General features: G+C 41.7%; 13 protein-coding genes. 8 read left to right on the top strand and 5 right to left on the bottom strand.

Translation table 11 applies throughout. The features are described from left to right. The first annotated feature begins 37 nt into the window (after positions 1-37). The 3 genes from thiL to CWB85_RS02275 are packed head-to-tail and all read left to right on the top strand — an operon-like array spanning position 38 to position 4,610. Complete coding sequence (gene thiL, locus CWB85_RS02285) at positions 38-1,012, top strand: thiamine-phosphate kinase (protein ID WP_029216092.1); 975 nt, start codon at positions 38-40, stop codon at positions 1,010-1,012. Then, entirely contained in the window at positions 1,009-1,494 is a 486-nt protein-coding gene (locus CWB85_RS02280) for a phosphatidylglycerophosphatase A family protein (RefSeq protein WP_016708076.1), read from the top strand. The genes thiL and CWB85_RS02280 overlap by 4 nt, the downstream gene beginning before the upstream one ends. A gap of 29 nt (positions 1,495-1,523) precedes the next feature. After that, on the top strand, positions 1,524-4,610 hold the full coding sequence (locus CWB85_RS02275) for a ligand-binding sensor domain-containing diguanylate cyclase (protein WP_016708075.1): 3,087 nt from the start codon (positions 1,524-1,526) through the stop codon (positions 4,608-4,610). Between the two features lie 91 nt (positions 4,611-4,701). Here the strand turns inward: CWB85_RS02275 and CWB85_RS02270 are convergent, their stop codons facing one another. The 4 genes from CWB85_RS02270 to CWB85_RS02255 form a co-directional block, all read right to left on the bottom strand. Then, entirely contained in the window at positions 4,702-6,864 is a 2,163-nt protein-coding gene (locus tag CWB85_RS02270; protein ID WP_016708073.1) for a YncE family protein, read from the bottom strand. Between the two features lie 418 nt (positions 6,865-7,282). Next, complete coding sequence (gene dxs / locus CWB85_RS02265) at positions 7,283-9,148, bottom strand: 1-deoxy-D-xylulose-5-phosphate synthase (protein WP_138554031.1); 1,866 nt, start codon at positions 9,146-9,148, stop codon at positions 7,283-7,285. A gap of 107 nt (positions 9,149-9,255) precedes the next feature. Further along, positions 9,256-10,143 carry a (2E,6E)-farnesyl diphosphate synthase gene (gene ispA / locus CWB85_RS02260; RefSeq protein WP_138554002.1) on the bottom strand — a complete coding sequence of 296 codons (888 nt, stop codon included), beginning with the start codon at positions 10,141-10,143 and terminating at the stop codon, positions 9,256-9,258. A 3-nt stretch (positions 10,144-10,146) separates the two neighbouring features. Further along, the gene (locus CWB85_RS02255; RefSeq protein ID WP_016708070.1) at positions 10,147-10,389 is read right to left on the bottom strand and encodes an exodeoxyribonuclease VII small subunit; all 243 of its coding nucleotides are present in this window, start codon (positions 10,387-10,389) and stop codon (positions 10,147-10,149) included. 303 nt (positions 10,390-10,692) lie between these two features. On the opposite strand from CWB85_RS02255, the gene pomA reads away from it, so the two are divergent. The 4 genes from pomA to CWB85_RS02235 all read left to right on the top strand — a co-directional run bounded on the left by pomA (position 10,693) and on the right by CWB85_RS02235 (position 14,984). Beyond that, positions 10,693-11,460: a flagellar motor protein PomA gene (gene pomA / locus CWB85_RS02250; protein ID WP_016708069.1), complete on the top strand. Its 768-nt coding sequence runs from the start codon at positions 10,693-10,695 to the stop codon at positions 11,458-11,460. Between the two features lie 2 nt (positions 11,461-11,462). Beyond that, on the top strand, positions 11,463-12,386 hold the full coding sequence (locus CWB85_RS02245; RefSeq protein ID WP_016708068.1) for a flagellar motor protein MotB: 924 nt from the start codon (positions 11,463-11,465) through the stop codon (positions 12,384-12,386). A gap of 145 nt (positions 12,387-12,531) precedes the next feature. Then, entirely contained in the window at positions 12,532-13,029 is a 498-nt protein-coding gene (locus CWB85_RS02240; protein ID WP_016708067.1) for a hypothetical protein, read from the top strand. A 50-nt stretch (positions 13,030-13,079) separates the two neighbouring features. Continuing rightward, positions 13,080-14,984, top strand: coding sequence for a DNA topoisomerase III (locus CWB85_RS02235; RefSeq protein WP_138554001.1), 1,905 nt, complete (start codon positions 13,080-13,082; stop codon positions 14,982-14,984). 5 nt (positions 14,985-14,989) lie between these two features. Here CWB85_RS02235 and CWB85_RS02230 read toward each other — a convergent pair whose 3' ends face one another. Then, complete coding sequence (locus CWB85_RS02230; RefSeq protein WP_138554000.1) at positions 14,990-16,300, bottom strand: M20 metallopeptidase family protein; 1,311 nt, start codon at positions 16,298-16,300, stop codon at positions 14,990-14,992. Between the two features lie 99 nt (positions 16,301-16,399). Between CWB85_RS02230 and CWB85_RS02225 the strand changes: the two genes are divergently transcribed. Further along, complete coding sequence (locus CWB85_RS02225; RefSeq protein WP_016708064.1) at positions 16,400-17,257, top strand: tetratricopeptide repeat protein; 858 nt, start codon at positions 16,400-16,402, stop codon at positions 17,255-17,257. Positions 17,258-17,807: the final 550 nt, after the last annotated feature.

The raw sequence follows: 17,807 nt of genomic DNA, 5'->3' as shown, positions 1-17,807 counted from the left end.
GTAAAAGGAGAGCCGGCATAGGCCGGCTTTTTTGTGTATGAAGGAATTTGAATTAATTAATCGCTACTTTAAAGGTCGCGGTATTAGTCGCCGTGATGTTAATTTAGGGATTGGTGATGACTGTGCTTTGGTTACTGTGCCTGAGAATTGTCAACTAGCCGTCACCACGGACACACTAGTCGCAGGCGTACACTTTTTCGATGACATTGCACCACGTGCTTTAGGACACCGTGCATTAGCGGTAAATTTAAGTGATTTAGCCGCAATGGGGGCTGAACCTACATGGGTTTCAGTGGCATTAACCTTACCTAGCATTGACGTTGAGTGGCTTGAAGAGTTCACCGAAGGTATGCACGAAATTGCTGAATACTTTAACGTGCAAATTATCGGTGGTGATACCACACAAGGACCGTTAACAATCACTATTTGCGCAAAAGGTACCGTGCCTGAAGGTAAAGCCCTGCGTCGAAGTGGCGCTAAAGTAGGTGATTGGGTTTATGTTACAGGGCCACTAGGTGATGCTGGCCTTGCTATTGAGGCGCGTAAACAAGGGATCAAAGTCGCTCCCGAGTATTTAAGTTATATGAATCAGCGCTTTGATTATCCAACACCGCGTGTTGCAGCAGGACAAGTATTACGTGGCTTAGCATCGGCGGCTATTGATATCTCTGATGGACTGGTTGCAGACTTAGGGCATGTACTGGCAATGTCTCAAGTAAGTGCGTGTATTGATGTTAATAAAATACCAACCTCAGATGCAATGCGTGCTACTTTAGATAAAAATCAGCAACTGCCTTTTATTCTCAATTATGGGGATGACTATGAGTTACTTTTTACTGTGCCTGATAGTAATAAAAGCATGTTGGAAGTGAAATTACAGCAATATGGGGTTGATGCCGCCTGTATTGGTCAAATAAAAAGTGGTGAAGGGCAAATTGAGCTAATGCTTGATGGCGAAAAGCTAGCATATGAACATACTGGTTTTGAGCACTTCACCAAGGAGTCGGTTTGAATAAACCCGCGTTATTTAATTTAAAACGCCCTCACCAATTCTTTGGTTTGGGCTTTGGTTTAGGGCTGGCACCTAAAGCACCAGGTACATTTGGTACATTTGCAGCACTGCCGTTTATTTTTACTACTATGTATTTTCCACTGTGGTTACAAATAGTGTTTGCAGTGGTGATCAGTGTTTTTGGTCTTTGGGCGTGTGGAAAAACCGCTGATGATCTTGGGGTGCATGATCATCCTGCAATTGTGTGGGACGAAGTGGCCGGCTTTTACATTACCATGATAGGTGCCGCGATCAGCTGGCAATCTTTATTAGTTGGTTTTGTCCTGTTTCGCTTTTTTGATATCGTTAAACCTGGGCCGATCAGAATACTCGATAAACGCTTACACGGCGGCTTAGGTATTATGGCTGATGATGTTTTAGCGGGTATATTTTCTTTAATTTGTGTTCAGGCATTGTTTAAAATGGGTTATTTGCCCTTTTAACCTTAGTTTTGCAACGAGGTGTTGACGTTATGATGCGGTTTTTATTGGTTATTATTGTGCTGTTATGCAGTATGCCAAGTAAGGCGTCAATTACTGACTATGTTGTAAAGCAATGGAATATGCAAAACGGCTTACCTTCGCAATCACTGAAAAGTGTGGTGCAAGATGGGCAAGGCTATATGTGGTTAGGCACTCAATTTGGTCTCAGTCGCTTTGACGGTAATACATTCACTAACTACAACACTTTAAATAGCCATTTTTTGCCCAGTAATGGTATCAATAAATTACTGGTCGATAGTGAAGGCTATTTATGGATTGGGACCAAAGATGGCCTTGTCGTTATTGATCCAAGCACAATGGCGGCGCAAGAATTTGCTGTAAAAGGCCCTGTGCGCGATATTATAGAAGACGCTAAAGGCAGCTTATGGATCGCAGCCAATGGTTTATATTTTGTGTCTCGCAATCAAATCAACCTCAATAGCAAATATGACTCTTACACGCCTGTAGTAACAGCCAGTTCTGTAAAACAAATTGCTGGTACGGTGAGTCAGTTGGCATTATCGCCAGAAGGTATTTGGCTGGTAAACGAGCGTTACTTACTACGCTTGACAAACTCGTCTTCTGATTTTGCTAAGTTGCGTTTAGAGTTAACTGCAAAAATATCGCTCCCAGAGCGCTTAGCGCAAACCATAATCCATGATTTAGCTTGGCTTGAAGGTAATTTATATTTGGCTTCAGAGCTCGGTGCCTACTTTTTAGATTTAGATGATGAATTAAGACCTTTCCCACTGCCGAATGCTAATAACTCCGCGGTTTATAAGTTTATGAGCGACTCTGACGGCGCTTTATGGATTTCGACCTATGGGCGATTATTATTTCGTGATAACTCAGGTGATTGGCAATGGGTTGAGCCCAGCCAACTTGACCAAAGTATTTGGTTTGCCGATTTATTTCGCGATAATGATAATAATATTTGGCTTGCCAGTTTTAGTGAAGGCTTATGGCTTGCCCATGAAGGGCGTATTGAACGTCACTCTGCAATATCGCAAATGACCGAAGCGGTAATGGCTATCAGCCAAGCCCCTGATGGGCGTTTATGGGTGGCAAATCGCAGTGGAGTAGGTTATTTTGACCTCGATAAAAACTTCATTAATCAAATTCCCAGTAATCAATATGGTCGTGCAGCTGTGCATGATTTACAGTTTGATGGATCGCGCTTATATATCGCCACTGGTCGAGGTGTATATTTTTATGAAAACAATACCTTGTTCGCAGTCCCTGGACGTGCCTTAAGAGATAATCCGGTGTTTGCAATTAGCCGCTCTAGTAAAGGCGGCTTTTGGCTTGGTACTGGGCGAGGAATGTATCGACTCAGTTACGGTGGTTTAACACCGTTTGCATATAACGCTTTTTTAGGCAGTAAGTTTATTACCTATGTTGTTGATGAGGCTAATTTTGGCCTTATAGGTACCAGTAAAGGTGCTTATTACTTTACTGATCGTGGGATTGAAAAAATTGGCGATCAAACCAGTCTTGAGAGCGCTTATGTTACCAGTATTCTCAATATCGATGGGGTCGGAATCTTGATCGGCTCATTAAATGATGGTTTGTTTTATCGCAGTGGACAAGGACATTGGCGTCAATTAGATGCAACCAATGGCTTGCCTTATGGCTCTATTTTTAGTTTACGCTATGATGAGAAGCTTAAGCGCATTTGGGTGAGTACCATGAAGGGCGTTTACCGTATGCCTGTTGAGCAATTTAGCGGTGATATTGAAAGCCTAAAAGTAGAGCAAGTGATTTCATCATACGATCGTCAACTTGATGGTAAAGCAAGCCAATGTTGTACCGGCCTTGGCCATGATGCGGTGGCTGAGTCGGGTAATTCGATTTGGTATCCAAGCTTGCAAGGTGTGGTTGAAATTCCTAAGGACATTGAACTATTTGGTATTAAACCATTACAACCAAAAGTTGAGAATTTAAATACAGGGTTACGCAAGCTTGCCACTGCGGCATTAGGGCGCAATCCTCAGTTAGAAACTGATGAGCGTGATATCACTTTAAAATACACGGCAATAGATTATTATGCTCCCACCAGTATTGAATTCCGTTATCGTTTAACTGGCCTTGATAGTGATTGGCGTTATGCCAATACCCGTCGTGAAGCGATTTATACAAACTTACCACCAGGGGCATTTTTATTTCAACTTGAGGCTAAACGCCAAGGTGAAGGGTGGCAAAAGGCACAGCGTACAGAGTATTCATTTGTGGTGCCAAGGCGGTTTGATGAAACAATTTATTTTAGGTTGCTGATCACTGGTAGCTTTATTTTGTTATTTTACCTGGTGTTCTGGGCGTTTAGAAGACAAGAGCGCCGTAAACAAATGGCACTTGAAAGTCTGATCACAGAACGCACCGGTGAGTTACGCCAAGCAAATGATAAGCTTAATCAGGTTAATTCACAGTTGAAGCTGATGAGTCATTCTGACGAGTTAACAGGGCTTAGAAGTCGGCGATTCTTATTTGATCAGCTACCAAAAGATATAGAGCACTTCCAGCGTAATTCGCAATCACTGCAGGCGCAGGGAAAATCCTTAGTGCTGTTGATCATTAATTTTGATAATTTTAGCCGCATTAATGACGCGCATGGCCCATTAGGTGGCGACAGTTGCTTACAGCAGATGGCTGCTTTACTCAACTCGCGAACTCAGGGTTCAGATTATGTAGCGCGTTGGAGTGGTGATGAGTTTTTACTGCTATTGCGTGACTTTAAACGCAGCGCCATCGATAGTTATGTTGCAGAGCTTTGTAAAGTAATTGCAGAACATTCCTTTAGGCTTCCTAGTGGCGACACTATTAGCTTAACAGCATCCATTGGCTTCTCATTTTACCCATTGCCATTACTTGGTGGCCAAGTAATTGGTTGGGAAACATCCGTTAACTTAGCGGATATTGCACTGCATCAAGTAAAAAAACGTGGTGGCGATGGCGTTGCAAACATCACTTTTGATGAGCAGTTAGATGCCTTTGAATTTGAACAAACCAATAATATTGAGCAGCAGTTGAGCGTTTTGCAGGCCAACGGGTTAGCTGATATCAAAGTATGGATGCGCTAGTTAAAATACAGAGTAATAAAAATGCCCTAACGTATAACGTTAAGGCATTGGGAGGCCAACTAAAGGCAGTTAAGTTGCTGCCCTTGATGGGTTAGTGGTTTAACCAAGCGGGTAAAATAGCGACTGACTCAGGGGCTGTGAATGAGTAGCTTAAGTTAGCAGCAACATCACCACCTGGGCTATTTAAAATATTATCAAAGCGCATGACTAAACTATTTGATTTCTCGGCCACATAAAGGTGGTTGCCTGTAAACATAATATCGACAGGGTTACCAAGCATAGTCGCCGGGCCTGCGATATTGACACTGACATTGCTCAATCCAGAGCTAGTACCAGCATTATTTAATACAAATAGCTTGCCATCAGTGGCGTCTGCTGCACTGCCTACATCCGATACGATTAACGAATCACTGAGTGGATCATAATCTATCCCATGAATATTCGTTGGAGCAGGGAATGCTGTGCCAGCGGTTGCGGGTGTGATCAAGCGATCTTCCCCTGTAATTACACTCATACCTGCCATAAGTTTTCTTTTTACTTCATCGAATACGGCAATAGTACCATTGGTTAATGCAACAAATGCTCGGTCCGTGACAACATCGTAATCGACATCCCAAGGGCGTGCGCTGTTACTTGGTGTCAGTGTGATTAGTGGGCTTGCATCACCAGTGGTACAAGTAGAGAATACTAAAATTCCGGGGGTGGCGGCGTTATTTTCAGCAACAAAAACTAACCCACTGTCTGATGCTACATCTAAACCTTTAGGAGAGATTAGGCCTGTATTTGAACCACTAATAATTGAATCTTGACTGAGCGTAAATACCTCACCATCACGATGCATGGCGACTTTATTTGCAATGACAATTCCACCGGTAGAGGTGGTGCTGTTATCAAAGGTCGCATAACTATTACCTGCTTTATCAAAAGTAACGCTTTCAATTGTTTGGTTTGCATTAAAATTGCCTAACTCACTGGTAAGTGGCGCATTTAAACGTGATATTTGCCCAGTTGTAGGGCCGGCAGTGCCAGGGTTGCTGCTGACGGCAACAGCCATTAATGGCATATTAGCTATATAGCTATCCGACACGTCCGCCATGTCATTGTGCATAACTGTTTCTGTTATTGATTCTGGCTTAATAGTCGCAGTAACGCTATCTGGACTGATATCGCCGCTAGCGCCGGAAAAGATATTACTAAATACCAGTACCGCGTCATTTGATTTCTCAGCGACGCGCAGGTCGCTGCCTGTTAAGCTTATATCAACAGGGTTACCAAGCATACTTGCTGGGCCTGCAATGCTACGTGCAACGCTGATATTACCATCTGCAAGAGAGGCATTATTGATCACAAACAAAGCGCCATCGGTTGCATCACTGGCACTACCGACATCAGAAAGCACTAATTTATTGGTGTGAGCATCATAAGCAATACCATGAATGTTGACTGATATTTTCTCACCGGCTTCATTACTTGGGGTGATAGTACGTGTAGGCATTGCGACAAAGCCACCATCAACATAATTGTCGTATACACCCACATCACCATTGGTTAGCGCCACATATAAACGATCGTTTACATCATCATAAGTAACATCCCACGGTTTTGCGTCTGTGACTGTGCTTGCTAAAGGTGTTGCATCACCCGCTGCGGTAGCGCCAAAAACAGTGATCTGCATGGCATTAAAGTCAGCGACAAAAATAAGTCCACGTTTAGTCGATACATGAATACCTTTAGGGTTGACTAAGGTAGTAGTACTACCCGTAATAGTGCGGTCACGGTTGCTGTCAAACATTGTGCCGTCTGCACGACTCAAAACTTGGCAAACTGTGCTAATAGCACCATTACCAGAGTCACTGGCTTGTATTAAATTACCTAAGCCATCAAAGGCAACACCTTCATTCGCACCACTATTAAATGTTTTTAATTTCGCAGCATTTTGGTCTATTAGGTCTACTGTACCTGCGTTATCGGTACCATTATTAGCGAGGATAAAGGTTGCCGCTGCAAAACCTGTGGTGCCATCAGCCCCATCAGTACCGTCACTGCCATTTGTGCCGTCGGTACCATTTGTTCCGTTAGTGCCTGCAACTCCAGCTATACCCTGAGCTCCTGCTACACCATCGTTGCCGTCGTCACCATCACAGCCAGTTAAACTAAACACAATTGCTAAAGTAAGTGCCGATAAGCAGAGTTTACCTGCCATTGATTGAGTGTGGATAGACTGAGTTGTTGCCTCTGATTTAAACGTTTTCATAGTTTGTACCTTCTTAAATATTCCATCAAATGTGAACATACAAAGAGTTTTGCTTAGAACAGCTTATATCAATCGTGTTAAGTTATTAGTCATTTATAGCGACGGATAAATAGAGTGATAACAAGGCATAAATTTTAATGTGTAGTTGTTCCACATGAAAAATTTATAACGCCGTTAGCGCTTTATTTAGCACGCTAGAAAGGCTAAATATTTAAGTCGATTGGTATTATATAAAAGCGTGAACGCTTTGCTCACGAGTTAACCTCAGTGAATAAACGTGGCAGAGAAATAATTGGATGCAAAAAAATGGAAATAACTTGAAGTTTTTTTAATATTATGATTTTTATAATAAAAAAGGAGCCATGCTCCTTTTTATTATTTAACCAGACTTTCTCGAGTGATTTACTCGTTACATCGCTTAGTCAGTAATAAAACTAGTTATACTGTTGAGTATGCCTTGTGAACCTAAGCCCATTTCATCGTGCATTTGCTCTTGTGTGCCATGCTTGATGAATTCATCGGGAATCCCTAAATTTAGGATGCTGACATTTGCTTTTATTGCGGCTAAATATTCATTCACAGCAGAGCCTGCACCGCCAACTATGGCATTATCTTCAAGTGTTACAAGCACCTCATGATCAGCTAATAAACTGTCGATTAATGCGCTATCTAGTGGCTTAACAAAACGCATATCGACGAGACTGGCGTTGAGCTCTTTTGCTGCTAATTGAGCATTTTCAAGTAAAGTACCAAAAGATAAAATCGCGATTTTAGCACCTTGTTTAATTACACGGCCTTTACCGATCTCAAGCTCAGTCATTTGCTCGCTTATTTCGGTGGTACCAGCACTACCACGAGGGTAGCGCACAGCGACAGGGCTGTTACAACGATAACCGGTGTAAAGCATTTGCCGGCATTCATTGGTATCACTTGGCGCCATGATGATCATGTTTGGAATACAGCGCATAAAACTTAAATCGTATGCACCTTGGTGGGTCTCGCCATCGGCACCCACAATACCAGCACGGTCAATGGCAAATAGTACTGGTAAGTTTTGCAGTGCTACATCATGTATAAGCTGATCATAGGCGCGTTGCAAAAAGCTAGAATAAATAGCAACAACGGGTTTTAAGCCTTCACACGCAAAACCAGCCGCTAAGGTAACCGCATGTTGCTCAGCAATAGCAACATCAAAGTACTGCTTAGGATATTCTTTCGAAAAACGCACCATTCCAGAGCCTTCACGCATTGCAGGGGTGATGGCCATCAATTTGCTATCTTGGTTTGCCATATCACATAGCCAGTCGCCAAATACTTTAGAAAAGGTGGCTGCGCCAGGTGTTGATTTTGGTAAGCTTGAAATAGCAGGGTCGAACTTTGGTACACCATGATAACCAATTGGGTCGGCTTCAGCAGGTTTATAGCCTTTTCCTTTTTGCGTTTTGATGTGAAGTAGCTGTGGGCCTTTTAAATTACGCATATTACGTAATGTATCTACCAACATATTTACATCGTGACCGTCGATAGGACCGATATAGTTTAAGCCCAGCTCTTCAAAAAAAGTGCCTGGAATAACCATACCTTTTAAATGTTCTTCCATACGACTCGCTAATTGCTTTACAGGTGGTACACCTGAGAGTAGCTTTTTACTGCCTTCACGAATGTTTGTATAAAAACTGCCTGATAAAATGCGTGCAAAGTGGTTTGTGAGTGCTCCCACATTTTCTGAAATCGACATTTCGTTATCATTTAAAATGATTAACATATCCGACTTTACATCACCTAAGTGATTCATTGCTTCAAATGCCATGCCTGCGGTGATTGCACCATCGCCAATGACGGCGACTGTTTTACGACCTTTGCCTTCTTTTTGCGCAGCAATAGACATGCCTAAAGCCGCAGAAATTGAAGTGCTTGAGTGGCCCACGCTAAAGGTATCGTATTGGCTTTCTTCACGAAATGGAAAAGGGTGTAAGCCATCTTTTTGGCGAATAGTATGCATTTGATCGCGACGACCCGTTAAGATTTTATGCGGGTAAGCTTGATGACCTACATCCCATACCAAACGGTCTTCAGGAGTATTGTACACATAGTGTAATGCAACCGTTAGCTCCACAGTACCTAGGCCTGATGCAAGGTGACCACTGCTTTGCGACACTGAGTTAAGTAAATAATCACGCAGCTCATTGCTAAATGCAGGTAATTTTTGTTGCGCTAAATCACGCAGTTGGGCTGGTTCGTCAACCAAACCTAATAATGGATACTTGCTACTATCAAGTGTCATGATTTTTAATACATCCTTCGCTAACCAGGCATCATTATAACGCAATGTTACTCTGGTTTTTTAGTTATTTTGTACATCATTATTTGCTAATAAATGCTGAATCTAGCTTAATACTCTCGCTCAACAATATATTTTGCTAAATGCTCAAGCTCTGTGGTATCTGCGTCAATGTCAGCTAAAGCACGCAGTGCTTGCTCAAGTAAAAGTTGAGCTTTTTGTTTTGCACCAGCTAGCCCAAGTAGTGCAGGGTAGGTTGCTTTATTGGCCGCAACATCGGAGCCTTGTGGTTTTCCTAGTACTTGGGTGTCGCCTTCGATGTCTAGGATATCGTCTTGTACCTGAAAAGCCAGTCCAATTGCATCACCAAACTGTTTTAATTGTATTAATGTTTTTTGCTCAACCCCTTTTGCACACAGTGCCCCTAAGGTGATTGCGCAGTTTAGCAAAGCCCCTGTTTTTAGTTGATGAATTCGCTCAAGTTCAGCAAGACTCACCGCTTTGTTTGTTGCGACAATATCCAATGCTTGACCACCAACCATACCTTCAATGCCCGATGCTTTGGCAAGTGTTGCAATCATTTTTAGTTGCTGCTGAGCGGGAACATCAAATACATGATTGGCTATTAAATCAAATGCCAGTGTTTGCAGGGCATCTCCTGCTAAAATTGCCTGGGCTTCACCATACACAATATGGCAAGTAGGGCGACCGCGGCGTAAATCATCATCATCCATTGCAGGCAAGTCATCATGGACTAACGAGTAACTATGAATGCATTCTATGGCGGCGGCTAACACATCTAAATCCTGATGCTTTGCGCCAAGCATTCTGCCTGTGGCGTATACTAAAAATGGTCGTAGCCGTTTACCGCCATTTAAAACACTATAATGAGTTGCCTGTTTGATACTATCCTCTGTATCCAATGGTTGCTCAAAATACCGATTGAGAGTGGCTTCAACATCACGTTGAGCGCATTTTATTTGCTCTGTTATTAACACTCGTTATTCCAAATCATTATCAAAGTTAGTAAGCGGTGACTGACTATCATTACCCATCAAAATAGCGACTTTTTGTTCTGCTTGTTGCAACTTGCTAGATGATGCGCCAGCCAAAGCAATACCGCGTTCAAATTGTTTTAATGATTGTTCAAGCGAAAGCTCACCTTGCTCCATTTCTGTGACGATTAAGGATAATTCTTCAAGCGCTTGCTCAAAGCTTAGGTTCTCTGGTTTTTTAGTCGCCATAGTGGATTCAACTTAGATGATAGAAATGTGAGGCCAATTTTAGGGGGAATGCTAAACTAGGTCAAAGGCTGATGCGTTTTTTTTGAATAATAAACTATATTCTTGTCACTGATTAAATGCTTTTACTCAGATTTAAACCTTGCAGGTTAAGCGTGGTAGATTAAAATGCCAAATAGAGCTAAACGTTTTCATTTCATTTTTTTCAGTAAATGGTTTAAGTAATTCAATACATTGCCGATAAGCAGTTAATAATAAAAATTTACTGTCGCGGGCAGTAAAGCATGAGTTCCTTTGGAGGGGTAAGTGGATTTAGCAACCATTATAGGTATTCTCGGCGCTATTGGCTTGATTGTCATGTCCATGTTTTTGAGTAGCAGCGGCGAAGTGGCGATGTTCTACAATACTCCGTCTGTAGTGATTGTATTTGGTGGCTCGATTTTTATCGTGTTATCAAATTATACAATGAGCCAGTTTTTTGGCATTGGTAAAGTTGCTGCCAAAGCGTTTATGTTTAAAATCGAATCTCCCGAAGAGCTTATCGAAAAAGCCGTTGAGCTTGCTGATTCAGCACGTAAAGGAGGGTTTTTAGCACTCGAAGAAGCTGAAATACCAAATGCATTTATGCGTAAGGGCGTCGATATGCTTGTCGATGGTCATGATGCTGATGTGGTTAGAGCGACACTACAAAAAGATATTGCACTGACTTCTACTCGCCATGAATCGGGAGCGGGCTTATTTAAAGCGCTTGCCGATATTGCCCCTGCTATGGGCATGATTGGTACACTTATAGGTTTGGTGGCAATGCTATCTAATATGGATGACCCTAAAGCAATTGGCCCGGCAATGGCGGTCGCACTTTTAACAACCCTATATGGTGCATTTTTAGCCAACGTAGTGGCGATACCAATTCAAGTTAAATTAGAGCTACGTAAAGACGAAGAAGCAATGAACCAGCGTTTGATTTTAGATGCTGTGTTAGGTATTCAAGATGGTCAGAATCCAAAAGTTATCGAAGGCATTTTGAAAAACTACCTCGCTGAATCAAAAAGAAAAGTCGATACTGAGGAGTAAGCATGTCTGAGCAAGAGTGCAAGTGCCCACCACCAGGACTTCCTGCTTGGATGGGGACGTTTGCGGATTTAATGTCATTGTTGATGTGCTTTTTTGTGCTTTTGCTCGCGTTTTCAGAAATGGATGTGCTGAAATTTAAACAAATCGCGGGCTCGATGAAGTTTGCTTTTGGTGTGCAAAATAAAATAGAAGTAAAAGATATCCCCAAAGGGACATCGGTGATTGCCATGGAATTCACCCCAGGTAAACCTGAACCTACTCCGATAGAAACCATTCAACAGCAAACTGTGGAAATGACCCAGCAAATGTTAGAATTTCAGGCGGGTGATGAAAGCTCTGCGGGTGGGCGTCAAGAACAACGTGGTAACAAGCGCGGTGGTGAGTCGCAAAGTACTGCGCAACAACAAGCCTCTGAGCAATCAATTGCTGCAGCCGATCAAGAGCAAGTTAATGAGCTGGTGAAAAAAATAGCGCAGCAATTAGAACAGCAAATAATGGATGGGGCGATTGAACTGGAATCGTTAGGTCAGCAAATTATTATTCGTATTCGCGAAAATGGTTCATTTCCTTCTGGCAGTGCCTTTTTACAGCCTAAATTCAAACCTATTATTCGTGATATAGCCACGCTGTTAAAAGATGTGCCAGGTGAAATTACGGTCTCGGGCCATACTGATGACTTTCAAGTATCTAATGAGCTGTATACCAATAATTGGGACTTGTCATCAAAACGAGCTGTTGCGGTAGCAAGCGAAATGCAAAAAGCACAAGGCTTTGATAAAACTCGTATGGTTGTAGTTGGCCATGCAGAAACACGGCCATTAGTTCCTAATGAAACTGACGCAGATAGACGTCGTAATCGCCGCGTAGAAATATCAATCATGCAAGGGAAGGCAAAAGAATCTGATCCAATAGATGTTCGTCAATGATGCTTGGCAAAGTACCTAATTTAGCTTAAAGTGACTTTTTAACAAGTGTAACGGAGTGACGTATGAAAAAGGTTGATATATATAGCTATATGCCGGGCAATGGTTCTGGTGGCGATGAAGAAGAGAAGAATGTTAAGTAACGCCAATGCCTAATTGGGTGAACAATGTAATTTTTATGCTTGAATATAGCTGGGTGTTATTTTTACTACCAGCTATTTTTGTATTTTATTTACGTAAGGATTGGCTGGCATTTCGATTCGTCTTGATTACAGCTTTTTTCTTTTCGTATGGGGCCGTGATTTATTCAAGCCTAAGAGAATTTGATGACCCTTATATTTGGCGTTACGTAGTTTGGGCATTTAACGATCTAGCGTGGATGGCTTTGATTGCCTACTTAGGAATTAAAGATAAGGTGTACCTTTGGCAAAGTGTCATTGGCCAACTTGTAGTTATAGCTGCACCCTTATTACAATTATTTCGTTTGGTTGATCGTCACTTGTGGGATCTCTCCTACAGCACGATGATGTATAAAACACTGCTACCTATCATTAATACTGCAACAGTGGTGGTGTGTTATCTACCATTGATTTACTTATTATCCCGTAAATCGGAAACGTCAAACAAGGTTAATATTTCCCAGTAAATTTATGTGTGCTAGACTACTGTTTATATAAACAGTTGTTGTGGCTTGCTATGAAATTATACATTGCTGAAAAACCATCCCTTGGTCGTGCGATTGCCGATGCCCTCCCAAAGCCGCATAAAAAGCATGATGGCTATATTGAAGTAGCCAATGGTGATTGCGTTTCTTGGTGTATTGGCCATCTGCTAGAGCAAGCCGAACCTGACGATTATAATGAGCAATATAAAAAATGGCGCTTTGATGATTTACCTATAGTGCCACAGCAATGGCAGTTAAAAGCAAAGTCAAAAACTCGTAAACAGCTTACAGTACTTAAAAAGTTAATCAAACAAGCCGAACAGCTTGTTCACGCTGGCGATCCGGATAGAGAAGGCCAATTGCTTGTAGATGAAGTCATTGAACAAGTCAAATTATCACAGGCCAAAAAACACAGTATTCAACGGTTATTGATCAGTGATTTAAACGTCAGTGCGGTAAAAAAAGCATTAGCGAGTATGCGTACCAATCGTGATTTTATTCCTCTAAGTGTTTCTGCACTGGCACGCTCTCGTGCTGATTGGTTGTTTGGCATGAATCTAACGCGTGCTTATACCTTAGCTGGGCAAAAAGCAGGGTTTGGCAACGTGCTTTCTGTTGGGCGAGTACAAACACCAATATTAGGGTTGGTGGTTCAGCGTGATAACGAAATTGCTAATTTTGTCGCTAAACCTTTTTATGAAGTATTAGCCCATTTAAGCACCGAAAATAAAGAGCCATTTACTGCAAAGTGGCAACCAAGCAAAGCGTGTGAACCTTATCAAGATGAAGAGGGGCGAGTGCTGCATCGCGGTCTTGCTGAAAATGTTGCATCACGTATCACAGATCAACCTGGCAAAGTGACGGCACTTGAGCAAAAGCAAAAAAAACAACAAGCGCCTTTACCTTATAACTTGTCAGCTTTGCAAATAGACGCTGCTAAGGCATTTACAATGCCTGCGCAAAAGGTACTAGATATTTGCCAAGTGTTATATGAACGCCATAAACTTATCACCTACCCTCGTTCAGATAACCGTTATCTTCCAAAAGATCACCACCGGGAAGCTGCAAGCATTATAAAAGCAATTGCGACTAATGGCGGGCAAAGTAACGCAGTTTGCCAAGGCGCTGATACCGCTATTCGCAGTAAATGTTTTAATGATGCTAAAGTTGCTGCGCATCATGCAATCATACCCACGGCTAAGCAGTTAAAGTCAGTAAGTTTGAATGCTGATGAAGCAAAAGTGTATGGCTTGATTTGTCGTCATTATCTCATTCAGTTTTATCCTGATTATGTTTTTAATGAAACGAAAGTTGAGGTTACCATCGCGGGTGGTTTATTTAAGGCTAATGCTAAACAAGATGTTGAACTTGGTTTTAAAGTGCTGATGGGTCGATCTGAGCTTAAAGATCAGCAAAGATTACCGCCATTGGTTAAAGGGCAAGTACTTCATTGTAGCCATGGTGAGATTATCGATAAAATGACCACGCCACCGGCACATTTCACTGATGCCACCTTACTAAGCGCGATGACAGGGATAAGCCGTTATGTCAAAAACCCAGATATCAAGAAAATTTTAAAAGAAACAGATGGCCTTGGAACGGAGGCTACCCGAGCTGGTATATTAGAGCTATTGTTTAGGCGACGGTTTTTACAGCGTCAAGGTAAATCAATTTTGGCAACACAAACTGGTAAAGCGTTAATTGCAGTTCTACCAGAGGGGTTAGCTAGCCCCGACTTAACTGCAAAATGGGAAGCATCATTAGGTGATATTGCCGAGCAACGACTGAGTTATCAGCAGTTTTTAACACCACTACTGAGTGATTTATCGCATTTTATCGATCAAGCAGGGCAATGTAATAGCCAAGCCTTTGCGCACTTACCAAAAACGCCGCCAAAGCGACGTTTTAAAAGAAAGCCTAAATCTAAATCGGCTTAGCGGATTTACTGATTAAATAACGCAACGGCAGCATTACTCATCGCTTTTATTCCTGTTGGCAGTGCTACTTTATAATCAGGTGCAAATTTACTTGAATGCAATGATGGTAAAGTGGTCCCTGATTTTTGTGCCGCAGCGTATTGAGCTTGTTCAACTCCACCTAACCAAAATAAGGTGATGGGAATATTTTTGTCAGTTCGACCATACAAGCCAAAATCTTCCCCAGCCATTACCGCTTCTGTTTCTAGTACATTACTAGCACCAATTGCAGCACTAATTGCACTACGAACAATATTTGTTTGTGCAGGGTTATTATAAGTTGAGGGAATTGATTCATCTTCATGCACAAACACTTCTGGCATAAGCGATTCTTCTAAGCCAGCGCTTAATGCAATCCCTTGTGAAATACGTTTGATTGCTGCAATTTGTTGTAAACGCACTTCAGGGTTATAACTGCGTAAAGTAAGTTGTAATTTCACTTCATCAGAAATGACATTATGTTTAGAGCCACCATGGATAGAGCCAACAGTTATTACTGATGGCTCTAACGGTGAAAGCTCACGGCTAGTGATGGTTTGTAGTGCTAATACGATGCGTGATGCAATGACCACAGGATCAATCGTAGTGTGTGGATAAGCACCATGACCGCTTTTTCCTTTGACTGTAATATCAACAGAATCGACACTTGCCATGGTGTACTCGTTTTTCATACTGACTTTTCCTGCGGGTACGCTGGCACTGACATGCAGAGCAATAACATGATCAGGAGTGGGGAATTTAGAGAATAACCCCTCTTTGAGCATTGCTTTAGCGCCACCCCCCACTTCCTCTGCAGGTTGTGCTACCATCATTAAAGTACCTTGCCATGCATTTTTATGCTTCACTAACTGCTGAGCAGTACCAATGAATGAACTCATATGAATATCGTGGCCACAGCCATGCATTACACCAACAGTCGCACCATGCTCATTAGTAACAGTGACCTTAGACGCATATGGTTTGCCAGTTTGCTCAATAATAGGTAAACCATCGGTATCAGTGCGGATCATAATTGTTGGACCATCACCATTTTTATAAATTCCGACTACGCCAAACCCACCAACATTGTCAGTGACTTTAAAATCAAGTTGTTTGAGTTGTTTTGCTATTTTCTGTCCTGTTTGTTGCTCGCGGTAAGAAAGTTCGGGGGACTGGTGTAAATCTAAGTAAAACTTTTCAATTGCAGGCATGGTTTTATCTAGCTTGAGATCTAACGTCGTGGCGCTGACCAGTGGACTTATAAAAAGTAGGGCGGCGTAAAGTTTGTGAAATTTCATAAAAGACCTTTTTGATTTATGGCTTGTGAGCGGGGCTTGTAATTATTATATCTGCCACCATATAAAACCCTAAATAGTCTGATATGGCAATCAATCGTAATGAATAATATGGTCAATGTTAATCCGCAAAACCTGCAACAAGTACTAGGTGAAACTTCACAGCAAAAACTGGTACTACTTAGCTTTTACTCTGCACAGAGCCCTGAGTGTCAATCGCAAGCAGCCATTTTAGAAAAAATTGTCGGCCAATACGGTGAGCATTTACTCGTTGCAACGTTAGATTGTGATATTGAACAGCAATTAGCTGCGCAATTAGCACAACAAATTGGTTTGCAAACACTGCCAACTCTTGTGTTTTTGAAAGATTCTGCGCCAGTTGATATGTTAGCGGGGGCACAGTCTGAGCAACAAATACGCGATGTGTTAGCTAAGCATTTACCAGCACAACACGAATTACTGCTAGAGCAAGCTAAACAGGCTTTAATAGCACAAGATCTTAATAGTGCCTTCAATTATGCAAAGCAAGCTTACGAATTAGACACTACCAATGCACGAATTAAATTGGTGTTGGCAGATATCTGTATACAAATACATAAGCTTGATGATGCGCAAGCACTACTGGCATCTGTAGCAGAAAATGAGCGTGATGCTTACTTTACAAATATTCAAGCAAAATGCGAGCAGGCTCTTTTAGCACAAGAATCACCAGAAATAAAAGCATTGCAAGTTCAGGTTGAAAAATACCCGAATGATTTAGAAATTAAAGCCGAGCTTGCTGACGCATTAAATCAGGCTGGTCGCAAAGAAGAAGCGTTAGAGCTACTTTTTAACATTTTGAAAAAAGATTTAAATTTTGCTCAAGCAAAGCCTACTTTTTTAGATGTAATAGCGTCTTTACCTGATGGCGATAGCTTAGCCGCAAAATATCGTAGAAAGCTCTACAGCATACTATATTAAGGAAGTTTTGTAGCAGACAATAAAAGCACCACGCCACTGTGGTGTTTTTTTATACTAAAAACTTGCTAAATACAAAACCTAAGTAATACTTAAGATCCTCTCGAGAAAAGTTTGTCTGTTTTTTATTCAGTGAACTACATGTTTTATGTGTCTTAGTGCGTTTTTTGTGCGAAGTTCGCTTTTTTTTATGTTTCTATTAAAAAACGCTTGCGTAAAATTCGCGGCGCCCTATAATGGGACCCCACTGAGACGGCAGAGCAGGCAACGCATAGCGAGCCAAGTAAGTCACTTAGTAAGTCGAGTAAAACTTGAGTTTAGATTTTTAATAAAGTTTAAAATTAAGTGTTGACAAAAAAATAGGAAAGCGTAAAATTCGCTTCCCTTGAGTCGCCAAGGCAACTCAAACGTTCTTTAACAATATAAAGCAATCATCTGTGTGGGCACTCGTACAGATTGAGTTCTAACAGCGAAGCTACTTAGGTAGTAACGCAAACAAATTTAGAGTCTCAATTGAAACTGAGTGACCAACAGCAATAAATTTATTTATTGC

It is taken from the genome of Pseudoalteromonas sp. S1727 (assembly GCF_005886375.1).
Taxonomy (GTDB): domain Bacteria; phylum Pseudomonadota; class Gammaproteobacteria; order Enterobacterales; family Alteromonadaceae; genus Pseudoalteromonas; species Pseudoalteromonas haloplanktis.
This window is presented reverse-complemented; position numbering and strand designations above follow the sequence as displayed.